The organism is Rubrimonas cliftonensis (assembly GCF_900107585.1).
Lineage (GTDB): Bacteria > Pseudomonadota > Alphaproteobacteria > Rhodobacterales > Rhodobacteraceae > Rubrimonas > Rubrimonas cliftonensis.
Genome location: NZ_FNQM01000008.1, coordinates 68,249 through 85,493 on the forward strand (window position 1 = coordinate 68,249; position 17,245 = coordinate 85,493).

Annotated in this window: 14 protein-coding genes; 13 read left to right on the forward strand and 1 reads right to left on the reverse strand. The window is 70.4% G+C overall.

Annotated features, from left to right (window positions below; genetic code table 11):
* Positions 1-54: 54 nt before the first annotated feature.
* Complete coding sequence (xrtD, locus tag BLW43_RS13480) at positions 55-1,542, reverse strand: VPLPA-CTERM-specific exosortase XrtD (protein WP_175478903.1); 1,488 nt, start codon at positions 1,540-1,542, stop codon at positions 55-57.
* A gap of 268 nt (positions 1,543-1,810) precedes the next feature.
* On the opposite strand from xrtD, the gene BLW43_RS13485 reads away from it, so the two are divergent.
* The 13 genes from BLW43_RS13485 (at position 1,811) to BLW43_RS13545 (ending at position 17,232) form a co-directional block, all read left to right on the forward strand.
* Positions 1,811-3,046 carry a glycosyltransferase gene (locus BLW43_RS13485; RefSeq protein ID WP_139284060.1) on the forward strand — a complete coding sequence of 412 codons (1,236 nt, stop codon included), beginning with the start codon at positions 1,811-1,813 and terminating at the stop codon, positions 3,044-3,046.
* A gap of 14 nt (positions 3,047-3,060) precedes the next feature.
* Positions 3,061-3,699, forward strand: coding sequence for a sulfotransferase family protein (locus BLW43_RS13490; protein WP_093254227.1), 639 nt, complete (start codon positions 3,061-3,063; stop codon positions 3,697-3,699).
* The gene (locus BLW43_RS13495; RefSeq protein ID WP_093254228.1) at positions 3,696-4,958 is read left to right on the forward strand and encodes a right-handed parallel beta-helix repeat-containing protein; all 1,263 of its coding nucleotides are present in this window, start codon (positions 3,696-3,698) and stop codon (positions 4,956-4,958) included. Before BLW43_RS13490 ends, BLW43_RS13495 begins: the two co-directional genes overlap by 4 nt.
* A gap of 180 nt (positions 4,959-5,138) precedes the next feature.
* Positions 5,139-5,402: a spike base protein, RCAP_Rcc01079 family gene (locus tag BLW43_RS13500; protein WP_093254230.1), complete on the forward strand. Its 264-nt coding sequence runs from the start codon at positions 5,139-5,141 to the stop codon at positions 5,400-5,402.
* Positions 5,403-5,521: 119 nt separating this feature from the next.
* The gene (locus BLW43_RS13505) at positions 5,522-8,512 is read left to right on the forward strand and encodes a hypothetical protein (RefSeq protein WP_139284061.1); all 2,991 of its coding nucleotides are present in this window, start codon (positions 5,522-5,524) and stop codon (positions 8,510-8,512) included.
* 164 nt (positions 8,513-8,676) lie between these two features.
* Positions 8,677-9,627: a class I SAM-dependent methyltransferase gene (locus BLW43_RS13510; RefSeq protein ID WP_093254232.1), complete on the forward strand. Its 951-nt coding sequence runs from the start codon at positions 8,677-8,679 to the stop codon at positions 9,625-9,627.
* A 4-nt stretch (positions 9,628-9,631) separates the two neighbouring features.
* Complete coding sequence (locus BLW43_RS13515; protein ID WP_093254233.1) at positions 9,632-11,185, forward strand: MBOAT family O-acyltransferase; 1,554 nt, start codon at positions 9,632-9,634, stop codon at positions 11,183-11,185.
* A 10-nt stretch (positions 11,186-11,195) separates the two neighbouring features.
* Complete coding sequence (locus BLW43_RS13520) at positions 11,196-12,239, forward strand: hypothetical protein (protein WP_093254235.1); 1,044 nt, start codon at positions 11,196-11,198, stop codon at positions 12,237-12,239.
* Positions 12,232-12,483 carry an acyl carrier protein gene (locus tag BLW43_RS13525; protein ID WP_217632182.1) on the forward strand — a complete coding sequence of 84 codons (252 nt, stop codon included), beginning with the start codon at positions 12,232-12,234 and terminating at the stop codon, positions 12,481-12,483. Before BLW43_RS13520 ends, BLW43_RS13525 begins: the two co-directional genes overlap by 8 nt.
* Positions 12,484-12,553: 70 nt before the next feature.
* The gene (locus BLW43_RS13530) at positions 12,554-14,467 is read left to right on the forward strand and encodes an HAD-IIIC family phosphatase (RefSeq protein ID WP_093254236.1); all 1,914 of its coding nucleotides are present in this window, start codon (positions 12,554-12,556) and stop codon (positions 14,465-14,467) included.
* On the forward strand, positions 14,464-14,901 hold the full coding sequence (locus tag BLW43_RS13535) for a VOC family protein (protein WP_175478904.1): 438 nt from the start codon (positions 14,464-14,466) through the stop codon (positions 14,899-14,901). Before BLW43_RS13530 ends, BLW43_RS13535 begins: the two co-directional genes overlap by 4 nt.
* Before the next feature lie 7 nt (positions 14,902-14,908).
* A complete protein-coding gene (locus BLW43_RS13540; protein WP_093254238.1) occupies positions 14,909-15,877 on the forward strand; it encodes a glycosyltransferase family 8 protein in 969 nt (322 codons plus the stop codon).
* Positions 15,874-17,232: a Gfo/Idh/MocA family protein gene (locus BLW43_RS13545; RefSeq protein ID WP_093254240.1), complete on the forward strand. Its 1,359-nt coding sequence runs from the start codon at positions 15,874-15,876 to the stop codon at positions 17,230-17,232. Before BLW43_RS13540 ends, BLW43_RS13545 begins: the two co-directional genes overlap by 4 nt.
* Positions 17,233-17,245: the final 13 nt, after the last annotated feature.

The following is a 17,245-nucleotide window of genomic DNA, read 5'->3' on the forward strand; positions in this document are numbered from 1 at the left end:
GCTATAATATATCGTTGCTTGCGTCGCGCAGTTCCAGCCGTCCGGGCGCGAAGTTCAGGGAATGAATGCTGACAGCCGCGGCAGCATCGCCTGCATGAACTGCTGCAGCCGCGCGTCGCCGAGAGCCTCGTCCTCCCCGGGCTCAAGCGGCGTGATCAGCCGCACCAGGCCGCCATCCGTCCGGCCGGTGGTGAGCGAGTCGAGCACCGTGATCGCCTTCACGGCATAGTCGCTGGTGAGGCGCTGACCTCGCTGCTCGAACCAGAAATAGACCAGCTGTCTGTTCAGGCCCTTCTGAATCATGGCGCGGTTGACCTCGAACGGCGCCGCTCCGTCGACCGCCACTTCGAGCTGCCTCCAGCGCGACACCTCCCACCCGCCGGCGGGGATGCACACTTCCGGAGAGTGGATGCCGTTGCCCTCCGTCTGCTTGTGGTAGTAGGCGACGAACATGTCAACAGAAGCGCCGCTGACCTCGGAGACGTATCCGGCCGAGTGGTAGTCGTCGGCGCCGAGCACGCGCTCGATCTCCGGCTCCAGCAGCCGCGGCGCGCCGCGCCATTCCTCGATGACGCGGGGGAAGAAGACCAGCAGCTCCCGGTCGGGACGGACGATCTCGCGCTCGGGGGCCGCCGCCCAGCCGACCGCCGCCGCGCTCGTCAGGGCTGCGGCGGCGATCAGCGCGGCCGAGGGGACCACGTCGAGCACCCGCCGGGCCTGGACGCCGAGACCCTCGAACTCGACGTCGAGCGTCTCCGAGAGCCGCTTCGGCCGCCTCGTCAGCTGTTGCAGCAGCATCGCTTCCAGGAAGAGGATCACGATGCAGGCGACGAAGATGATCCAGCCTTCGAAGGTGTGCAGGAACCCCTCGGCGTGCTCGATGCCGAAATAGTTGACGAGCACGCCGATCATGCCGATGCGGAACGAGTTCATCATCACCGTGATCGGCGCGGCCGAGGCGAGCAGGACGATCTTGTGCCACACCGGGCCCTGGTAGAGGACCGCGAAGACGTAGGAGAAGCTGAGCATCGGAAAGAGATAGCGCAGGCCGCTGCACGCTTCCGCGACCTGAAGCTTGTAGAGGCCCAGATCGATGATGTTGCCGTCGAGGTAGACGGGGATGCCGATGGCCTGGATCAGCGCCACGCCAATCTGCGAGGACACGGCCTGAAGCCCCACCGAAACCTGCCAGTAGACGAACTGCGGCAGCGGCAGCATGAACACCAGATGCAGGATGGCCGGCCAGAAGATCGCGCCGCGGCGCAGCCCGAAGCTGATGAGCACCAGCCCTGCGATCCAGACCATGAAGCCGTAGGTCGTGATGTCCGGAATGCGCACGAGGTTGCCCAGCAGCCCCATCAGCAGTCCGAGCGCCAGCACGGCCACGCCGGGCCAACGATCCGTCACCGGCCTGTCCACCGGCGGCGCGGCGCGCATCTCGCGCAGGAAAAGGAACGTCGAGATCAGCGGGATGATCGGGCCGTGACTGTATTCGGGCACCGACCACGCGTCGACCAGCGAGACGAGGCCGCTCCAGAACACCACGCCCCCGGCCGCGAAGGCCGCGGCCAGCCATAACGCTCCCAGCGGAGCGGACCTGAGCGACAGGTGCGACGACGTCGACTTCGGATCAGTAGCAATCGCCAAAACACGCTTCTCCAGACAGATCGACCAGACGGCCAAGTCGCCGCGGCGGCGTTTAACACATAAGCAGTCGGAAATCCTTTCCGAAAACGTTATCGAGTGTGAGCGTAGACGCTTGCCTGCGAATGCACTAGCGACGCCTTCGAGGCAGCAATCGGGGAGACTGATGCGAATCCTTCCTGTGGACGGCCTGGAGGGCGATCCGGCGGCGCCGGCCGACGTCCTGCCCGAACATCCTCCGCGCGTCGAGACCCTGATGCCCAAGCCCTTCGACGGCTACGGTCCGAGCTGGACCTGCGGCTCGATCGTCAGCGGCATGGCCCGCTTCGGCGCGCCGTGCCGCGTCACCGCCACGCGCGTCACGCGGCGCATCGAGGGCCTGGCGTTGCGCGCGGCGTTGCCCGCGGCCTTCAACTCCGCGCCCTACCGCTATGTCCGGCGTTTCGCGGAGCGGCGGGCCGAGCGCGTGTTCCTGCGCGACGTCGGACCCGGCGACATCGCCTACATATGGCAGAACACCAGCCTCGAGACGACCGAGGCGCTGGCGCGGCGCGGCGCGCTGGTCGTGCTGGAGTGCATCAACACGCACCAGCGCCACGCCAGGAACATTCTCGACGCCGAGTTCGACCGCATCGGCCTGCCGCCGAGCCACGGCATAACCGAGCGCTCCGCGCGCGAACTGGACCAGAAGCTCGCCACCGCGCACGCCGTGTTCGCCCCCAGCCGCGCCGTGGAGATCTCGCTGCTGGAGGCGGGGCTGCCCGAAGAGAAGGTGCTCCCGGCCAGTTACGGAGCCTGGATGGACGCCGTCGAGGCGCCGGCGCCGCGCGGGCGCAGGCCGGTGTTCATCTTCGTGGCGTCGGTGTCGGTGCGAAAGGGCGCGCATCTTCTGCTGCGCGCCTGGCGGCGGGCCGGCCTCGACGCGGAGCTGCGCGTGCTCGGCGCCGTCAGCGACGACATCGCGCGAAGCTGCGCGGACGCGCTTGCGGCGTCGAACGTGAAGGTCATGGGTTTCCGGCGCGACGTCTCCGCCCAGCTCGCGCAGGCCGACGTGTTCGTGCTGCCCTCCCTTGAGGAGGGCGATCCGATCGCGACGTACGAGGCGGCGTTCCACGGGCTGCCGATCATCGCCTCTCCGATGGGCGGCGGCAGGATGGGCGACGACCCGGAACGGTTGCGTCTGGTCGACCCGCGGGACGAGGACGCGATGGTGGCGATTCTGCGGGAGCTCGCCGGCTCCGAAGAGCTGCGCCGGCATCTCGGGGCGAAGGCGCGGCGCGCGGCGGCGCGTTTCGAGTGGCCTCTGGTGGGCGCGCGCCGCGTGGAGAGCCTGATGCGCCTGCACGGCGCCCGCGTCGCGGGCGCGCAGGACGGACCGGCGCGCGGCGGCGCGGCGGCGTGACAGCGGAGGACGTGATGAAGCCCACCAAGGTGTTCTGCATCGGTTTCCAGAAAACCGGCACGACCTCGATCAACATGGCGTTGACCGAGCTCGGCTACAGCGTCGCAAGCGTCTTCGGCCGCAATCTGAAGCTCGAGGAGCTGCGCGCCACCTATGTCGAACGTGGCCTCGCCAAGGCGCGCCAGCACGACGCGGTCGAGGACATGCCGTGGCCGCTGATGTTTCGCGAGCTCGACGCGGCGTTCCCCGGCGCGCGGTTCGTGCTGACCTGGCGTGAGACGGATCGCTGGCTGGCCTCCATCTGCGATCATTTCGGCGACAACCCCGACGTCATGCAGCAACTCACCTACGGCGCCGACGCGCCGGCGCCGGTGGGCTGCGAGGCGCGCTACGCCCAGGTCTACGACGCGCACAACGCCGAGGTCCGCAGCCATTTCCGCGACCGGCCCGGCGATCTGCTGGAGATGAACCTCTCGCATGGAGACGGGTGGGACGCGCTTTGCGGCTTCATCGGCGAAACGCCCCTCGACACGCCCTTTCCACGCGCCAATTCATCGTCGCAACGCAAGTCGCTTGGGCAGCGAATCCGCCGGCGGCTGCGCCGCATGGGGATAGCCGTGCCGGCGCTGAACGCGACGGGGGGGGATGGATGAGCAGTTCGATCGCGCGGCGGCTCGCGGCGGTCTGGCTGTGCGCCGCGGCGGCCTTCACGGCCCCGGCGGCCGCGGCGCTCGACGTCATGGACCTCAGCCCCGCCGATGCCGGGGAACGTCTGGCGGCGCTCGCGCGCGCCGGCGTGCCGGACGACGGCGTGACGATCCGGCTCGCCGACGGCGACTACGGCGCGCTGACCGTCAAGGGCCTGCGCGGCGGGCCGGCGACGATCGAACCGGCGCCCGGCGCGACGCCGCGATTCAGTCGGCTGCGGGTGATCGACAGCGTGGACGTGGAGCTGCGGCGGCTGGTCGTCGAATGGACGGAGCCGCGCGTCGAGCGCCACCGCCGGCCGCTCGTGGAGGTCGCCGGCGCCTCCGAGCGCGTGATCATCCGCGACCTCGCCATCAATCCCGACGTCGATCCGACGGGCTGGGCCGCCGAGGACTGGCAGAGCCGGGCGGAGCACGGCGTGCGGCTGCGCGGTCGCGACAACGCCCTGATCGGCGCCGACATCCGCGCCGTCTATCACGGCGTCGAGGCGTTGGGGCCCGGCTCCATGGCCCGGGGCAATCGCGTCTCCGGCTTCGCCGGCGACGGCATGCGGGTTCTGGCGGATGGCGTGACGCTCGAGGCCAACCGCATCACTGACTGCGTGAGCATCGACAAGAATCACGACGACGGCATTCAGGGCTGGACCGTCGGCCCCGACCGCAAGCCCGGCCGCGGCGTGCTGCGCGACGCCAGGATCATCGGCAACACCCTGATCTCCAGGGTCGACCCGCGATACAGCCTGCCTTGCGGGATGCAGGGCATCGGCCTGTTCAACGGCTTTTTCGAGAACTGGACGATCGAGGACAATCTTGTCGTCGTGGATCACTGGCACGGCATCACCATGATGGGCGCGCGCGACGCGCGGATCGTGCACAACACCGTCGTCGACCGCTCGCCGGGCCGCCCGGGGCCGCCCTGGATCACCATCATGTCGCACAATGACGGGCGCCGGTCGCAGCGCGGCCTGATCGCGAACAACATCGTCGGCGCGCTGCGCGGGTCCAAGGAGGTGCCGCCCGGCACGGTGATGACGGTGGGCAACGTCGTCGCGCCCGATCCGGCGACGGCCGTGCGCGACCCGGCGGGTCTCGACTATCGCCCGCGCCCTGGCGGCCCGGCCTTCGGCCTTGTCGATCCGCGCTTCACCCCGTCCGGCGTCGCCGATCGTCCGGTCGGCGCATCCTGGCCCCGCCCCACCGGCTGAGACCGGCCAGCCGGCCTCGGCCGGCGCGACGCCTTTTCGATCGCCGTGACGGCGGGCGCGGCCCTTCGCACGCCCTTCGCCGCGCCGAAGGCGCACTGCGCGCAGATTGACGCGAATTGTTAAGGCGTTGGTGCTACATCGGCATTGTTTTTCAACAGTATCATTCCGAGGACAGAAGATATGGCTCTTCAGCCCAAATCCCTTCGCGCCGCCGCAGTCGGCGCTCCCGCCCGCCGTTTCGTTTCCGTGACGCCCAACGACGCCGCGGACCTGCCCGGAGGCGCGACGCGCGCCGTCTTCGTCGGCGGTGCCGGCCTGCTGGCCGTCGTCGGCGCCGGCGGCGGCGAGGTCGAACTGCTCAGCGGCGACGCCCAGTACCATCCCATCGAGATCGTGCGCGTGCTCAGCCGCACGACGGCGACCGGCGTCATCGCCCTTTACTGACGCAGCGGCCCCGGGAGATCGCCGACATGATGAGCATGCTGCAGCGGGCCTCGTTGTCCGCCGTTCCGCCGCGTCCAAAGACCCGGCGTCCGTCCGCCCCCGTCCCTGTGGTCACGGCCTTGGCGAGGAGCGATGCGCGCCTCTGGATCAATACGGCGGCGGTCGATGTCGACGGGACGCTCAGTCTTCGCGCCGCGGCGCTCACGCCGCATCTCGTCGCGTCCTGGGCCTTCGACACCGCGCCCCTGCGCGAATACGAGATCGTGGCGGAGATCGATCTCTCGGCCGCCCCGAGCGGCGCGTCCGTCCATCTGCGCGCCGCCGACAACGTCGATCTCGACTGCAGCCCCGACGGCTTCGTGGGCAATCTCTTCGACGTGCTGGCGGAAGACGTCGCCTACGCCCCGAATGGCGTCGTGACCCTATCGACCCGGTTCAGGGCGATGCGATCGATCACCTATCTCGGCGTCGCCGTCGGGCAGCAGCGCGTCGCCGTGAGCCGCGATGTTCAGGTCAATCCCCTGCCGAGCGGCTCGGGCGTCGATGTGCTGTCGATCTGGGTGCGCGAGGTCGTCGAGGATGCGCCCGTGGGGACCACGGCGCTGCGCGACCGCGTGAACCACAACGGCGTGACCTTCGTCTTCAACCGGGAGGCGCGCGTCGGGCGCTACGCCGCCGACGGCGCGTTCTGGGTGCTGAACGACGACCCCGCCGGCGCGCCCGTCGAGGTGATCGACATCCTGCCGCGCTCGGCGCGCATCCACGCCATCCAGGGCGACATGCGCTGGGGCCATGGCGCGATGCTCGACCACGGCTCGGGCTCGCCGGGCTCGGACAACAGTTCGGGCGCGCGCTGGCAGGGCTGGCACGAACTCGACGGCACCGGCGCGGGCGGCTTTCCCTACGAACACGCCTTCAACGCCGATCCCGCCGCGACCGGCGCGCCGATCCGCTTCGACGCGGCGCGGCCCGAGGGGTCGATCACCAAGGCGGTGTCGATGCTGCAGCAGGGCGGCTCGGCCGGGCGCACGGCGCTCGACCGCTTCGCGATCCTGACCGTCGTCGCGACGCAGCCGGCGGCGGACGCCTTCCGCCCCGGCACGGCGGCGGCCTCGAAAGCGTCGCCGGCGCGGCTGTCCGATCTGGAGATGAGCCGCATTCCGGCGCTGGTCTCGCCGGCGGGGCACGAGCCTGACGTGGACTGGGCGCTGTGGCGGGCGCTCCAGCACCAGAACTTCCATGCCGTCAACGCGCCGAACCACGACGTCGTGATGGCGAAGGCGACGGGCGGGGCTTATGGCCGCGAGATCGTCGTCGCCTGGTCGAAGCTGTTTCTCGCGCTGATCTCGGACCGGCCGACCGCGGCTCAGAAGGCGGCGCTCGCCGCCGCGATGACGCAGCACGGCATCGACATCCACGCCCGCAACACCTGTCGGACCATCCCGTATCAGGAGCGCTACGTCGTCGGCGGCGGCAACAACAACATCCGCAAGCCCTTCGTCGCGCTGGCCGCGGCGCTGCTGCAGGACGGCGCGATGCTCTCTCACCTGAACGTCGACGGCGGGACCGGCTTCCGCTACGAGAGCGACTGGTACATCCAGCGCGTGACGCAGACACTCATCGACGCGCCTTTCACCGACAGCGGCGACCGGGCTGCGTGGGAATACGAGCCCTGGACGCTCGGCATGCCCGAGTTCCAGAACCTGCCTTCGGCGATCAACCACGGCGCGCCGTGGGACGCCACGCCGGTCGAGGGCACGAGCTACGCCGCGCAGACGAGGGGCGCGGGCAACGCGTTCTCGTCGGTCTATCGCAGCATCACCCAGTCCTGCGCCTACGGGATCATGCTCGCCATGCACCGGATCGAGGGCGCGCGGGCGGCCTGGGGCTACGAGACCAACTTCGCCTACTACGATCGCGGGTTCTACGCCAACCAGCTCGTGACCTCCGGCACCGCCTCGCCGGGGCCGATCTTCGACCATCTGGACGATCCCCAGCTCGCCTGGTGGATCGCGCACCGCATCCAGCCCGGCGAGATCGTCGCCGCCGGCCGCCTCGGGCTGATCGAGGACCGCACGGTGGATGCTGTCGATCACCCGAACTACGCGACCGACAATACGACGCGCATGGTCTGGCAGATCCCGCGGGTGCGCGCGGCGACCACCAGCCTGCCCTACCGCTTCGACGTGGCGCGGGAGGAGTTCTTCGTCGGCGCGCTCGACAACGCTGCGGTGGACAGCTTCTCCGTCTCGCCGGCGCTGCCTGACGGCCTGACGCTGACGCCTGACGGCAAGATCGAGGGCACGCCGACGACCCCGACCGGCGCAACCCTGCTGGAAGGCTGGGGCAGGTGGACGGTGACGGCCGCGCTCGGCGCGCGGAGCGTCTCGGCCGACGTCGTGCTCGCGGTGCTCGGCGATCCAGTCGCGTCCGCCATGGCCGCCGCGACGGTCGCCGGCGAACCCGCCGGCGGATTCATGAGGGCGCTCGGCTCCGAGGTCTCGGCGTCGCAAACCGCTGCGCCGGGGGATGCCCTCCTCGCCATCGTGGCCTCGCAGCGGCGCTTCCTGACGAAGTCGACGAACAGGGTGGCGCTGCAGTGGACGCCGAACGGCGGCGCCGCGGAGCCCATGACGACGCTGGTCGAGGCCGAGACGCCGGAGACGGGGCATCACTCGACTTCGGAGATCGCGCTGATCGTCGCCCCGACCGCCGGGCCGGGCGTGATCCGCGCGAGTTTCGACGAGCCGCAGAACCAGGCGCTGCTGACGACGCTGGCGCTGCGCAACCTGCGCGTCGGTCAGGTCGGCAAGACTGCGGTCAGCGTGATCACGAGCGGCGCGACCTCGAACAGCGTCACGCTGACGACGATCCAGCCCGGCTCGCTCACAGTGGTCGGGCTTGCGATCCGGCGGGGCGACGCCGCCGACGTGAAGCCGCCGGCGGGGCTTTCGCTCCTGTCCGACACGAGAACCGGCTCCAGCCCGACGTCGGACGTCACGCTGCTGGTCTTCGTGGGCAATCTGCCGACCGGCCAGCACACGCTGACCGCGTCCTGGTCCCCGGCGCGGGAGAGCACCATGCTGGCGGCGGAGATCCTCGCCCGCTGACCTCGCCTCGCGTTTACGCGCCTGAAACGTCGCCGGGGCCAAGCTCGGCTCCGGCGGCGGGCAACAAGTGATTGCAATATCGCGTTTCGTCGCGCAAACCTTGGCCGCCTCAGCGTGTGTGCGCTGCACTATCGGCCTGAGCGTGTCGAGGCGGCGGAGGTTTCATGGGTGTCCTATCAGACCGCGATGTGGTGCTGGCGTTGACAGACGCCGCGCCCGCGACACGCGCCGTGATCGAAGCGGTCCTCGACGTCTGGCCCGACCACGCCCGCTACATGCGCCGCAGCCTTGAAGCGCGCACGCCGCCGCAGATGGCGGCGACGGAGACCCTGGCCGAGGCGGCGCTCCTGCTGACCGACGACCTGCCCGAATGCGCGGCGCGCTACCGCTGGACATGCGACCGGCTGCGCGAGGAGGAACTGTTCTTCCACCGCGAGGGCCGCTACCGGCTGTCGACCTTCGCCGAAGCCGAGGCCGAGGTCTACGGCGACGCCGCCTACATGGCGAACTACGTCGACGGCCTGCTGCTGACGCAGGTGCTCTGGTACAATCACGCCGCGAGCTGCGACTTCTTCCTGCGCGAGACACCTGCGATGCTTGCGCCCGACTCGCGGTTTCTGGAGATCGGGCCAGGCCACGGGCTCATGACCTACATGGCGCTGCGGGACTTCGATCTGGCGCGCGCCGAGGCCTGGGACGTGTCGTCCGTGTCGCTCGACCGCACCCGCGCCGCGCTCGAGCGGCTGGGCGGCGCCGACGTGGCCTATTCCGTGCGCGACGTGATGACGCTGGAGCCGCAGGGCGAGCGGTTCGACTTCGTCGTGCTGAGCGAGGTCCTGGAGCATCTCGAGGATCCGAAGGCGGCGATGCGCCGGATCCGCCATGTCGTCGACGACGCGCGCGGCGTGGTCTTCGTCAACGTGCCGATCAACAGCCCGTCTCCCGATCACCTCCACCTCATGCGCGAGCCCGACGATGCGCGCGCCCTGCTGACGGAGTGCGGTTTCGTCATAGAGCGCGAGGCGTTCTTCGCGACGCAGGCGACGCCGCTCGAGCGCGCGCTGCGCAATCGGGTGTCCGTGTCGGCCTGCATGCTGGCGCGGCCCAGGGCCTGAAAGCATGTTGTTCAACTCGCTCGAATTTATATTTATTTTCCTGCCGTTTACGTTGGCGTTCTTCTATGGAATGCTGTTTTTCGGTCTCAGAAGGTATATTTTCGTCTTCACGGTGATCGCATCGTCGATCTTCTACGCCGTGTGGAATCCGCCCTACCTGCTGCTTCTGGGCGCGTCGGTTGCGGGAAACTACGGCGTCGGCGTGCTGCTCGACAGGTTGCCCGCGAGCCGCGCCCGCAGCTGGGTCTTCGGCCTCGGGGTGGCTGCGAATCTTGCGCTTCTGGGCTGGTTCAAGTACACGAACTTCTTCATAAACAACTTGAACTCAGCAGGTTTCGACTTCACGGCGCAGAACATAATCCTGCCGCTGGCGATCTCCTTCTATACATTCCAGCAGATCGCCTATCTCGCGGACGTGGCCCGGCGCGAGGTCAGGCCGGCGGGGATCTGGCGCTACGCGACCTTCGTGGTGTTCTTCCCGCAGCTGATCGCCGGCCCGATCGTCCACTACAAGGACATGGTCCCCCAGTTCTTCGGGCGGCATGTCGGCCGTTTCATGGCGGCCAACCTGACGGTGGGACTGGCCATCTTCGCCATCGGGCTGTTCAAGAAGACGGTGATCGCCGACACCGCCGCCGGCTTCTCGACCCCGGTCTATGCGGCTGCGGCCGCGGGGGAGCCGATCGGCCTGCTGGCGGGCTGGACGGCGGCGATCGCCTACACGGTGCAGCTCTATTTCGACTTCTCCGGCTATTCGGACATGGCGATAGGCCTGGCGCGCATGTTCGGCATCGTGCTTCCGGTCAACTTCCACTCGCCGCTTCGCGCGGCGTCGGTCATCGACTACTGGCGGCGCTGGCACATCACGCTTCAGCAGTTCATCGTCACCTACATGTATCAGCCGCTGGTGCTGCCGCTTTCGCGGTTCGCGGCGGAGATGCGGCTCGGCCGCTGGGCGTCCTTCGGCGTGACCGTGGCGCTGCCGACGGTGATCCTCTTCACGGTGATCGGCCTCTGGCACGGGGCGGCGTGGACCTTCGTGCTCTTCGGCCTGATGCACGGGACGTATCTGGCCGTGAACGAGGCGTGGCGCGAGACCCGCCGCCGCGCCCGCCGCAAGCCCGGCGGCGCGCCGACATGGCTCGACAGGCTGGGGTATCACGCGCTGACCCTGCTGGCGGTGATTGCGGCCAACGTCATGTTCCGGGCCGCCGATCCGGGCGACGCCGTGGCGATCTGGGCGGGAATGCTCCGGTTCGACCAGCTCCCGCAGATCGGCGCGGCGCTGCCGGCGACCGCGGCGGAGGCGTTCTCGGAACCGGCGGTGTTCCTTGCCTTGGCCTGGGCGCTGATCCTGCTCGGCCCCAACACCCAGCAGATCATGGGCCGCTACCGCCCGATCCTGGCCTGGCGGCGCTGGCGCGGCGTCGCTGCGCCGGCGATATCGCTGACCTGGCGGCCGACGCCCGTCTGGGCGGTCGCGACGGCGGCGGCGCTGTTTCTCGGCGTCGCCTTCGTGATGCGCGGGCAGAGCGAATTCATCTACTTCAACTTCTGAGGCGCGAAGTATGGCGCGGAGACGACTGGCGAGTTTCCACCTCTGGCTCGGCGCGACGTTCGTCGCGCTCGTCGTCGCGGCCGTCGCCGCGCCGAACGATCCCTACATCCGCTGGCAGTCGCTCGACGGCACGCTCTTCGAGCGGGCGAAGCGCTTCTACGAGCGCATCCATTTCGACCCGACGCCGATCGACGTCGCCTTCATCGGCTCATCGCGCACCGCCAGCGCGCTGGAGACGCCGGAGCTGGAGGCCGCGCTCGCCGCGCGCGGCGCGCCGATGCGGGTGGCGAACTTCTCCCTGCCCGCCTCCGGCTACGACATCCGCTACGTCATCGCCCGCGAACTGCTCGAGACCCGCGACGTCAAGCTGCTGGTGATCAGCGTCGTGGAGCAGTTTCCCCGCGACGGCCACCAGGCGTTCGGCGAGATCGCCCGCGCAGGCGACGTGCTCGCCGCCCCGTGGATCGTCAACCGCACGCTCCCCGAGAACCTCGCGCGCCTGCCCGTGCGCCAGCTCCAGTTCTGGCTGGAGAGCCTCGTCCCGGACGCTTTCGGCCGGAGCGCCGGCTTCGACCCGGCCGCCTATCCGGGCGCCTCGGCGTGGAACCGGCCTCCCGACGCCGACTACTGGACGGCGGAGGACCCGCAGGCGCTTGCCGAGGAGGCGGCGCGGCGGCGGCGCGAGATCACCCCGCCGCTGCTGCCGGACTGGCTCGGCGGGGTCGAGTTCGGCGTCACGCGCCATTACATCGACGCCATCGCCGATCTCGCCGAGGCCCATGGCGTCGCGCTCGCCTTCGTCTTCTTCCCCTTCTACGAAGGCTTCGAGGACGTGCGCGAGCGCGACTTTCTGGAACGCCTCGGGCCGCTCTGGGCCGCCACGCCGTTGATGCGCGATCCCGCCAACTACCGCGACGCCGCCCATGTCAGCGGCGCAGGCCGCGTCCGCGCCGCGGCATGGATGGCCGAACGGCTGAGCGCCGCCATGGACGCCGGTCTGTTCGCACCGCCGCCGTCACCGCCACCGTCATCCGAGGAGAGCCACAATGACTGACGCCGCACTCGAAGCCGAGCTCATGGAGATAATGCGTGACGTTCTCGACGTCGACGACCTGAACTATGATGAAAATCTCACCGCTGACGACGTAGAGGAATGGGACAGCCTGAGCCATGTTCGCCTTATTGTCGCAGTTGAAAAGCACTTCGGCGTCCGCTTCTCGACGCAGGAGATAGAGGCCATGCGCCGGCTCGGGGATTTGCGGCGCGCGATCACGACGAAAAAGGCGGGCGCGGCCTGACCGGTCCACTTTATTTCGCGGGGCTGGCGCCTTATGAGACCAGCAGGCGCCGAGAGCGGGAGTCGCACCGATGATCTCTTATGACGTCGCAGCGTTGCCATGGCTTCCCAAAGCGCCGGACGACCATCGCGAGCAGGTCCGCGCGTTCGGCCCCGGGGTCGCCGCCGCGGCGCTGCGCGACGCCGCGACGGCGCGGCTCGACATCAACGGCCTAACGCGGCTGGCCAAGGCGCTGGATCGCGTGGGCGAGGCGGTCGAAGGCGACGCCCTCTCGCCGGTCGACGCGGCGCTGCTGGCCGACTGCACGACGGACTATCTCGCCCCGGCGCTCGTCGCGACCGCCCCGCGCCACGGCGTGCGGCTGCGCCTCACGGTCGGCGACTACGGACAGATGGAGCAGGCGCTGCTCGACCCGGGCTCGGCGGTGGCGCGGGCCAGGCCGGAGGTGGCGCTGATCTCGCTCGACGCCGCGTCGCTCGGTCTCGACGCGCCGCTGATGGACGCCGCCGCCGCCGCGGAGGCGGTGGCGCGCGCCGTGGCCAGGCTGGAGGCGCTGGCGGCCGCGGCGCGCGAACGGCTCGGGGCCGTCCCGATCCTGCAGACCGTGGCGCCGCCCGCCGAACCCTGGTCGGGGTCGCTCGACGCCCGCTTCGCCGGCGCGCCGGCGGCGATGATCCAGGCGCTCAACGCGCGGATGGGCGGGATCGCCGAGGCCCATGGCGGTCTGCTGCTGGATGTCGCCGGATTGGCGGCGCGGGTGGGCGTCGCGCGCTGGCGCGACCATGGCCAGCGCCATGCGGCCAAGCTGCCCTTCGCGCTCGACCTCACGCCGCTCTGGGCGGACCATGTCTGCCGGCTGATCGGGGCGATGCGGGGCAAGGCGCGCAAATGCCTCGTGCTCGACCTGGACAACACGCTCTGGGGCGGGGTCGTCGGCGACGACGGCGTGGAGGGCATCGCGCTCGGCCAGGGGTCGGCGCGGGGCGAGGCGCATCTGGCCGTACAGCGCTACGCGCTGTCGCTGCGGGCGCGCGGGATCGTGCTCGCCGTCTGCTCCAAGAACGAGGACGACGCGGCGCGCGCGCCGTTCCGGCGTCACCCCGACATGCTGCTCAGGGAGGAGCATGTCGCGGTCTTCGTGGCCAACTGGACCGACAAGGCGACGAACCTGCAGGCGATCGCCAGGACGCTCAACATCGGCGTCGACGCGCTCGCCTTCCTGGACGACAACCCCGCCGAGCGCGCCCGCGTGCGCCAGATGCTGCCGGAGGTCGCGACGCCGGAGCTGCCGGACGATCCCGCCTGGTATCCCGCCGCGCTGGCGCATGCCGGCTATTTCGAGACCGTCGCGCTGTCGGCGGAGGACGCCGGCCGCGCCGACGCCTACCAGGCCAACGCCGCGCGCGCCGTGGCGCTGGAGTCGCTCGGTTCGATCGACGCCTATCACCGCTCGCTGGAGATGCGCTGCGACATCCGGCCCTTCGACCGCGTCGGCCGGGCGCGCATCGCCCAGCTCATCAACAAGACCAACCAGTTCAACGTGACCACGATCCGCCGCACCGAGGCCGAGGTCGCCGAGATCGAGGTCGATCCGGAGATGTTCCACCGCCAGATCCGGCTGGTCGACCGGTTCGGCGACAACGGCATGATCGCGGTGGTGATCTTCCGCAAGGGAGTGGCGGAGTGGGTCTGCGACACCTGGCTGATGAGCTGCCGGGTGCTCAGCCGCCGCGTCGAGGAGGCCGCGCTGCGCGCGGTCGCCGAGGCGGCCCGGGCCGAGGGGGCGACGCGGCTCGTCGGCCGCTACCGCCCGACCGCGAAGAACCGCATGGTGGCCGATCTCTTCGGCGTCCTGGGCTTCGCCAAGGTCGCCGAGACCGAGGCGGGCGAGACGGAATGGGCCCTGGCGCTCGCGGACTACGTCGCGCCGGAGCTGCCCATGGAGGTCGTCGGGCCGGGCGACGACGCCGAGCGCGCCGCATGACGGACGCCGGGGCGCTGGCGGCCGCCGCGGCCGCGCTCGACGGCCCGCCGCGGCTCCATCACGTCGGCGTCGTCCAGCCCGATTTTGAGGCGGCCGAGGCGTTCATGGCGCTGACGGGGCTGAAGGAGGCCTATCGCGGCTATGTCGAGCCCTTCGCGTGCTGGTGCCTGTTCTGCTGCGCCGACGGGCCGACCGCGATCGAGCTGGTGGTGCCCAACGGCGGCCAGCTGGCGAAGTTCAACCGCGGCGCCGGGGGGCTGCATCATTACGCGGTGGAGGTGGCCGATCTCGACGTGGTGCGCGACCGCTACGCCGCGCGGGGCGCGTCGCTGCTGATGCCCGAGCACGTGAAGGGCGCCGGCCCGTTCCTGTGCAATTTCCTCAGCCCGATCTCCACGCGCGGCGTGCAGATCGAGTTCGTGCAGCCGATCTGAGCCGCGGATGAGCCCATCGGACGGCGTCATCTCCATCGTCCTGGCCGGCGACGCCGCCGTGGCCGTCGGCGCGGCGGCGGCGGCGGCGTCGGCCGCCGCCGCGAAGCGGCCCGGAGAGCGGCTCGACTTCCACGTCTTCGACTGCGGCATGACCGCCGAGGACGCCCGCCGCTTCCGGACGATGGTCGCCGCCGGCGGCGACAGCCTGACATGGCACCGGATCGAGGGCGAGAAGGCGTCACTGCTGTTCGGGCTCTACTCGCACTCCAACCGTCCCTACCCGCCCGCCGCCTACGCGCGGCTGCTGGTCGGCGACATCCTGCCGTCCTCGACGCGGCGCGCGATCTATCTCGACACCGACGTGGTGGTGCGCGGCGATCTGCGCGCGCTGTGGGATATCGACATGGAAGGCTGCGCGGCGTTGGCGATCGCCGATCTGCCGCGCGACGAAGGCAGGATGGCCCGGCTGGCCGCGACGCTTACCGAGCGGGACCGCCGCCGCTTCGACGTGGACGAGACGGCCGTCTACTTCCAGTCGGGGGTGATGGTGCTCGACGTCGACGCGTTCCGCGACGGCGTGGCGCGCGACGTGTTGGCGACGCTGCGCGACTATCCCCGGCTGCACTTTCCCGATCAGGACGCGCTCAACATCGTGCTGTCGCGGCGGCGCCGGCTGATCGATCCGCGGTGGAACCAGATGACCTCGATCTACTGGACCGACGACTGGCGCGAGACCCCCTATGACGAGGCGACCTTCGGCGCCCTGCGCGAGACGCCCTTCGTCATCCACTTCTCGGGCCGTCCGAAGCCGTGGGAGGCGGGATGCGACCACCCGCTCAAGGCGCAGTTCGATGCGGCGCTGGCGCGCACGCCCTGGGCCGGCGCCGCGCCGGGGCCGCTGGCGAAGGCGCGCCGCCGCGCCGGGGCGGCGGTGCGGAAGCTGCGCAAGCTCCTGGCCAGGGCGCTGGCGCGATGAGCGCCGCCCGCGGGTCGGCGGCCGGGCCGGACGGCGTCACCCGCGTCGGTGTGATCGGCTGCGGCTATGTGTTCGACCACTACATGACGACGTGGTCGCGCCACCCGCGGCTTCGCCTCGCCGGCGTGGCCGACCGCGACGCCGCCCGCGCCGCGCGGGTGGGCGCTTTTTATGGCCTGCGCGTTTACCCCGACAACGCGGCGCTGCTCGCCGACCCCGAGATCGATCTGGTGATGAATCTCACCAGCATCGAAAGCCATGTCGAGGTTACGCGGGCGGCCCTCGAGGCGGGCAAGCACGTCTACTCCGAGAAGCCGCTGACGACCGATCTCGCCGAGGCCCGCGCCCTGGCCGCGCTCGCCGAGAGCCGGGGGCTGGCGCTGTCCTGCGCGCCCTCCAACGCGCTGGGCGACACGGCGCAGACCCTGTGGAAGGCGGTGCGCGACGGGGCCGTGGGGCGACCGCGGCTGGTCTACGCCGAGTTCGACGACAACCCGATCTACCTGATGAGCCCCGAGGGCTGGCGCAGCCGCTCCGGCGCCCCCTGGCCCTACATCCACGAATACGAGCAGGGCTGCACCTATGAGCATGTCGGCTACCACCTGACCTGGATGTGCGCGATCTTCGGCCCTGTCCGGTCCGTCACCGCCTTCTCCGCCGTCACCGTGCCCGACAAGACCGACCATCCGCTCGACCCGCCGGACACGCCCGATTTCTCGGTGGCGTGCCTCGCCTTCGAGTCCGGCGTGGTGGGCCGGGTGACGTGCAGCATCGCCGCGCCGCTCGACCACAGCGCGCGCATCGTCGGCGACAAGGGGATGCTGCGCGCCGACACCTACCGCCACTACCGCTGCCCGGTGTATCTGGAGCGCTTCTCGAAGCTGTCGCTGAACGCGCGCAAGGCCCAGAGCGTCCGGCGCAGCCCCCTGCTGCAGGCGCTGTTCGGCGTCGGCGGCAGGCGGCTGAAGCTGGCGCGCAACCCGCCGCCGGGCGAGAGCGTCGATCCGGGCGACGGGCTCGGGCCGTGGTGGTCGCCCCGCGCCGCGCTGACCCGGCTGCGCCGGCGCGAGCTCGGCCAGCAGGACAAATGCGTCGGCGTCGCCGAGCTGGCGGCGGCGCTGCGCGCGGGCCGGCCCTGGTTTCCCGCGCCGGACTTCACGCTGCATCTGACCGAACTGACCATCGCCATCCAGGGCGCCCGCGCCGACGGCGCGCCCCGCGTCCTGACCACGCGGTTCGAGCCGCCGGCGCCGACGCCGGCGACCCTGAGCGGCGCGCCGGACTACGGCGCGGGGCGACCCGGCCTCGCGGCCCGGCTCAGCGAGAAGCTGCTCGACCGCCTGCACCGCCACTAGCGGCGCCGGCCGG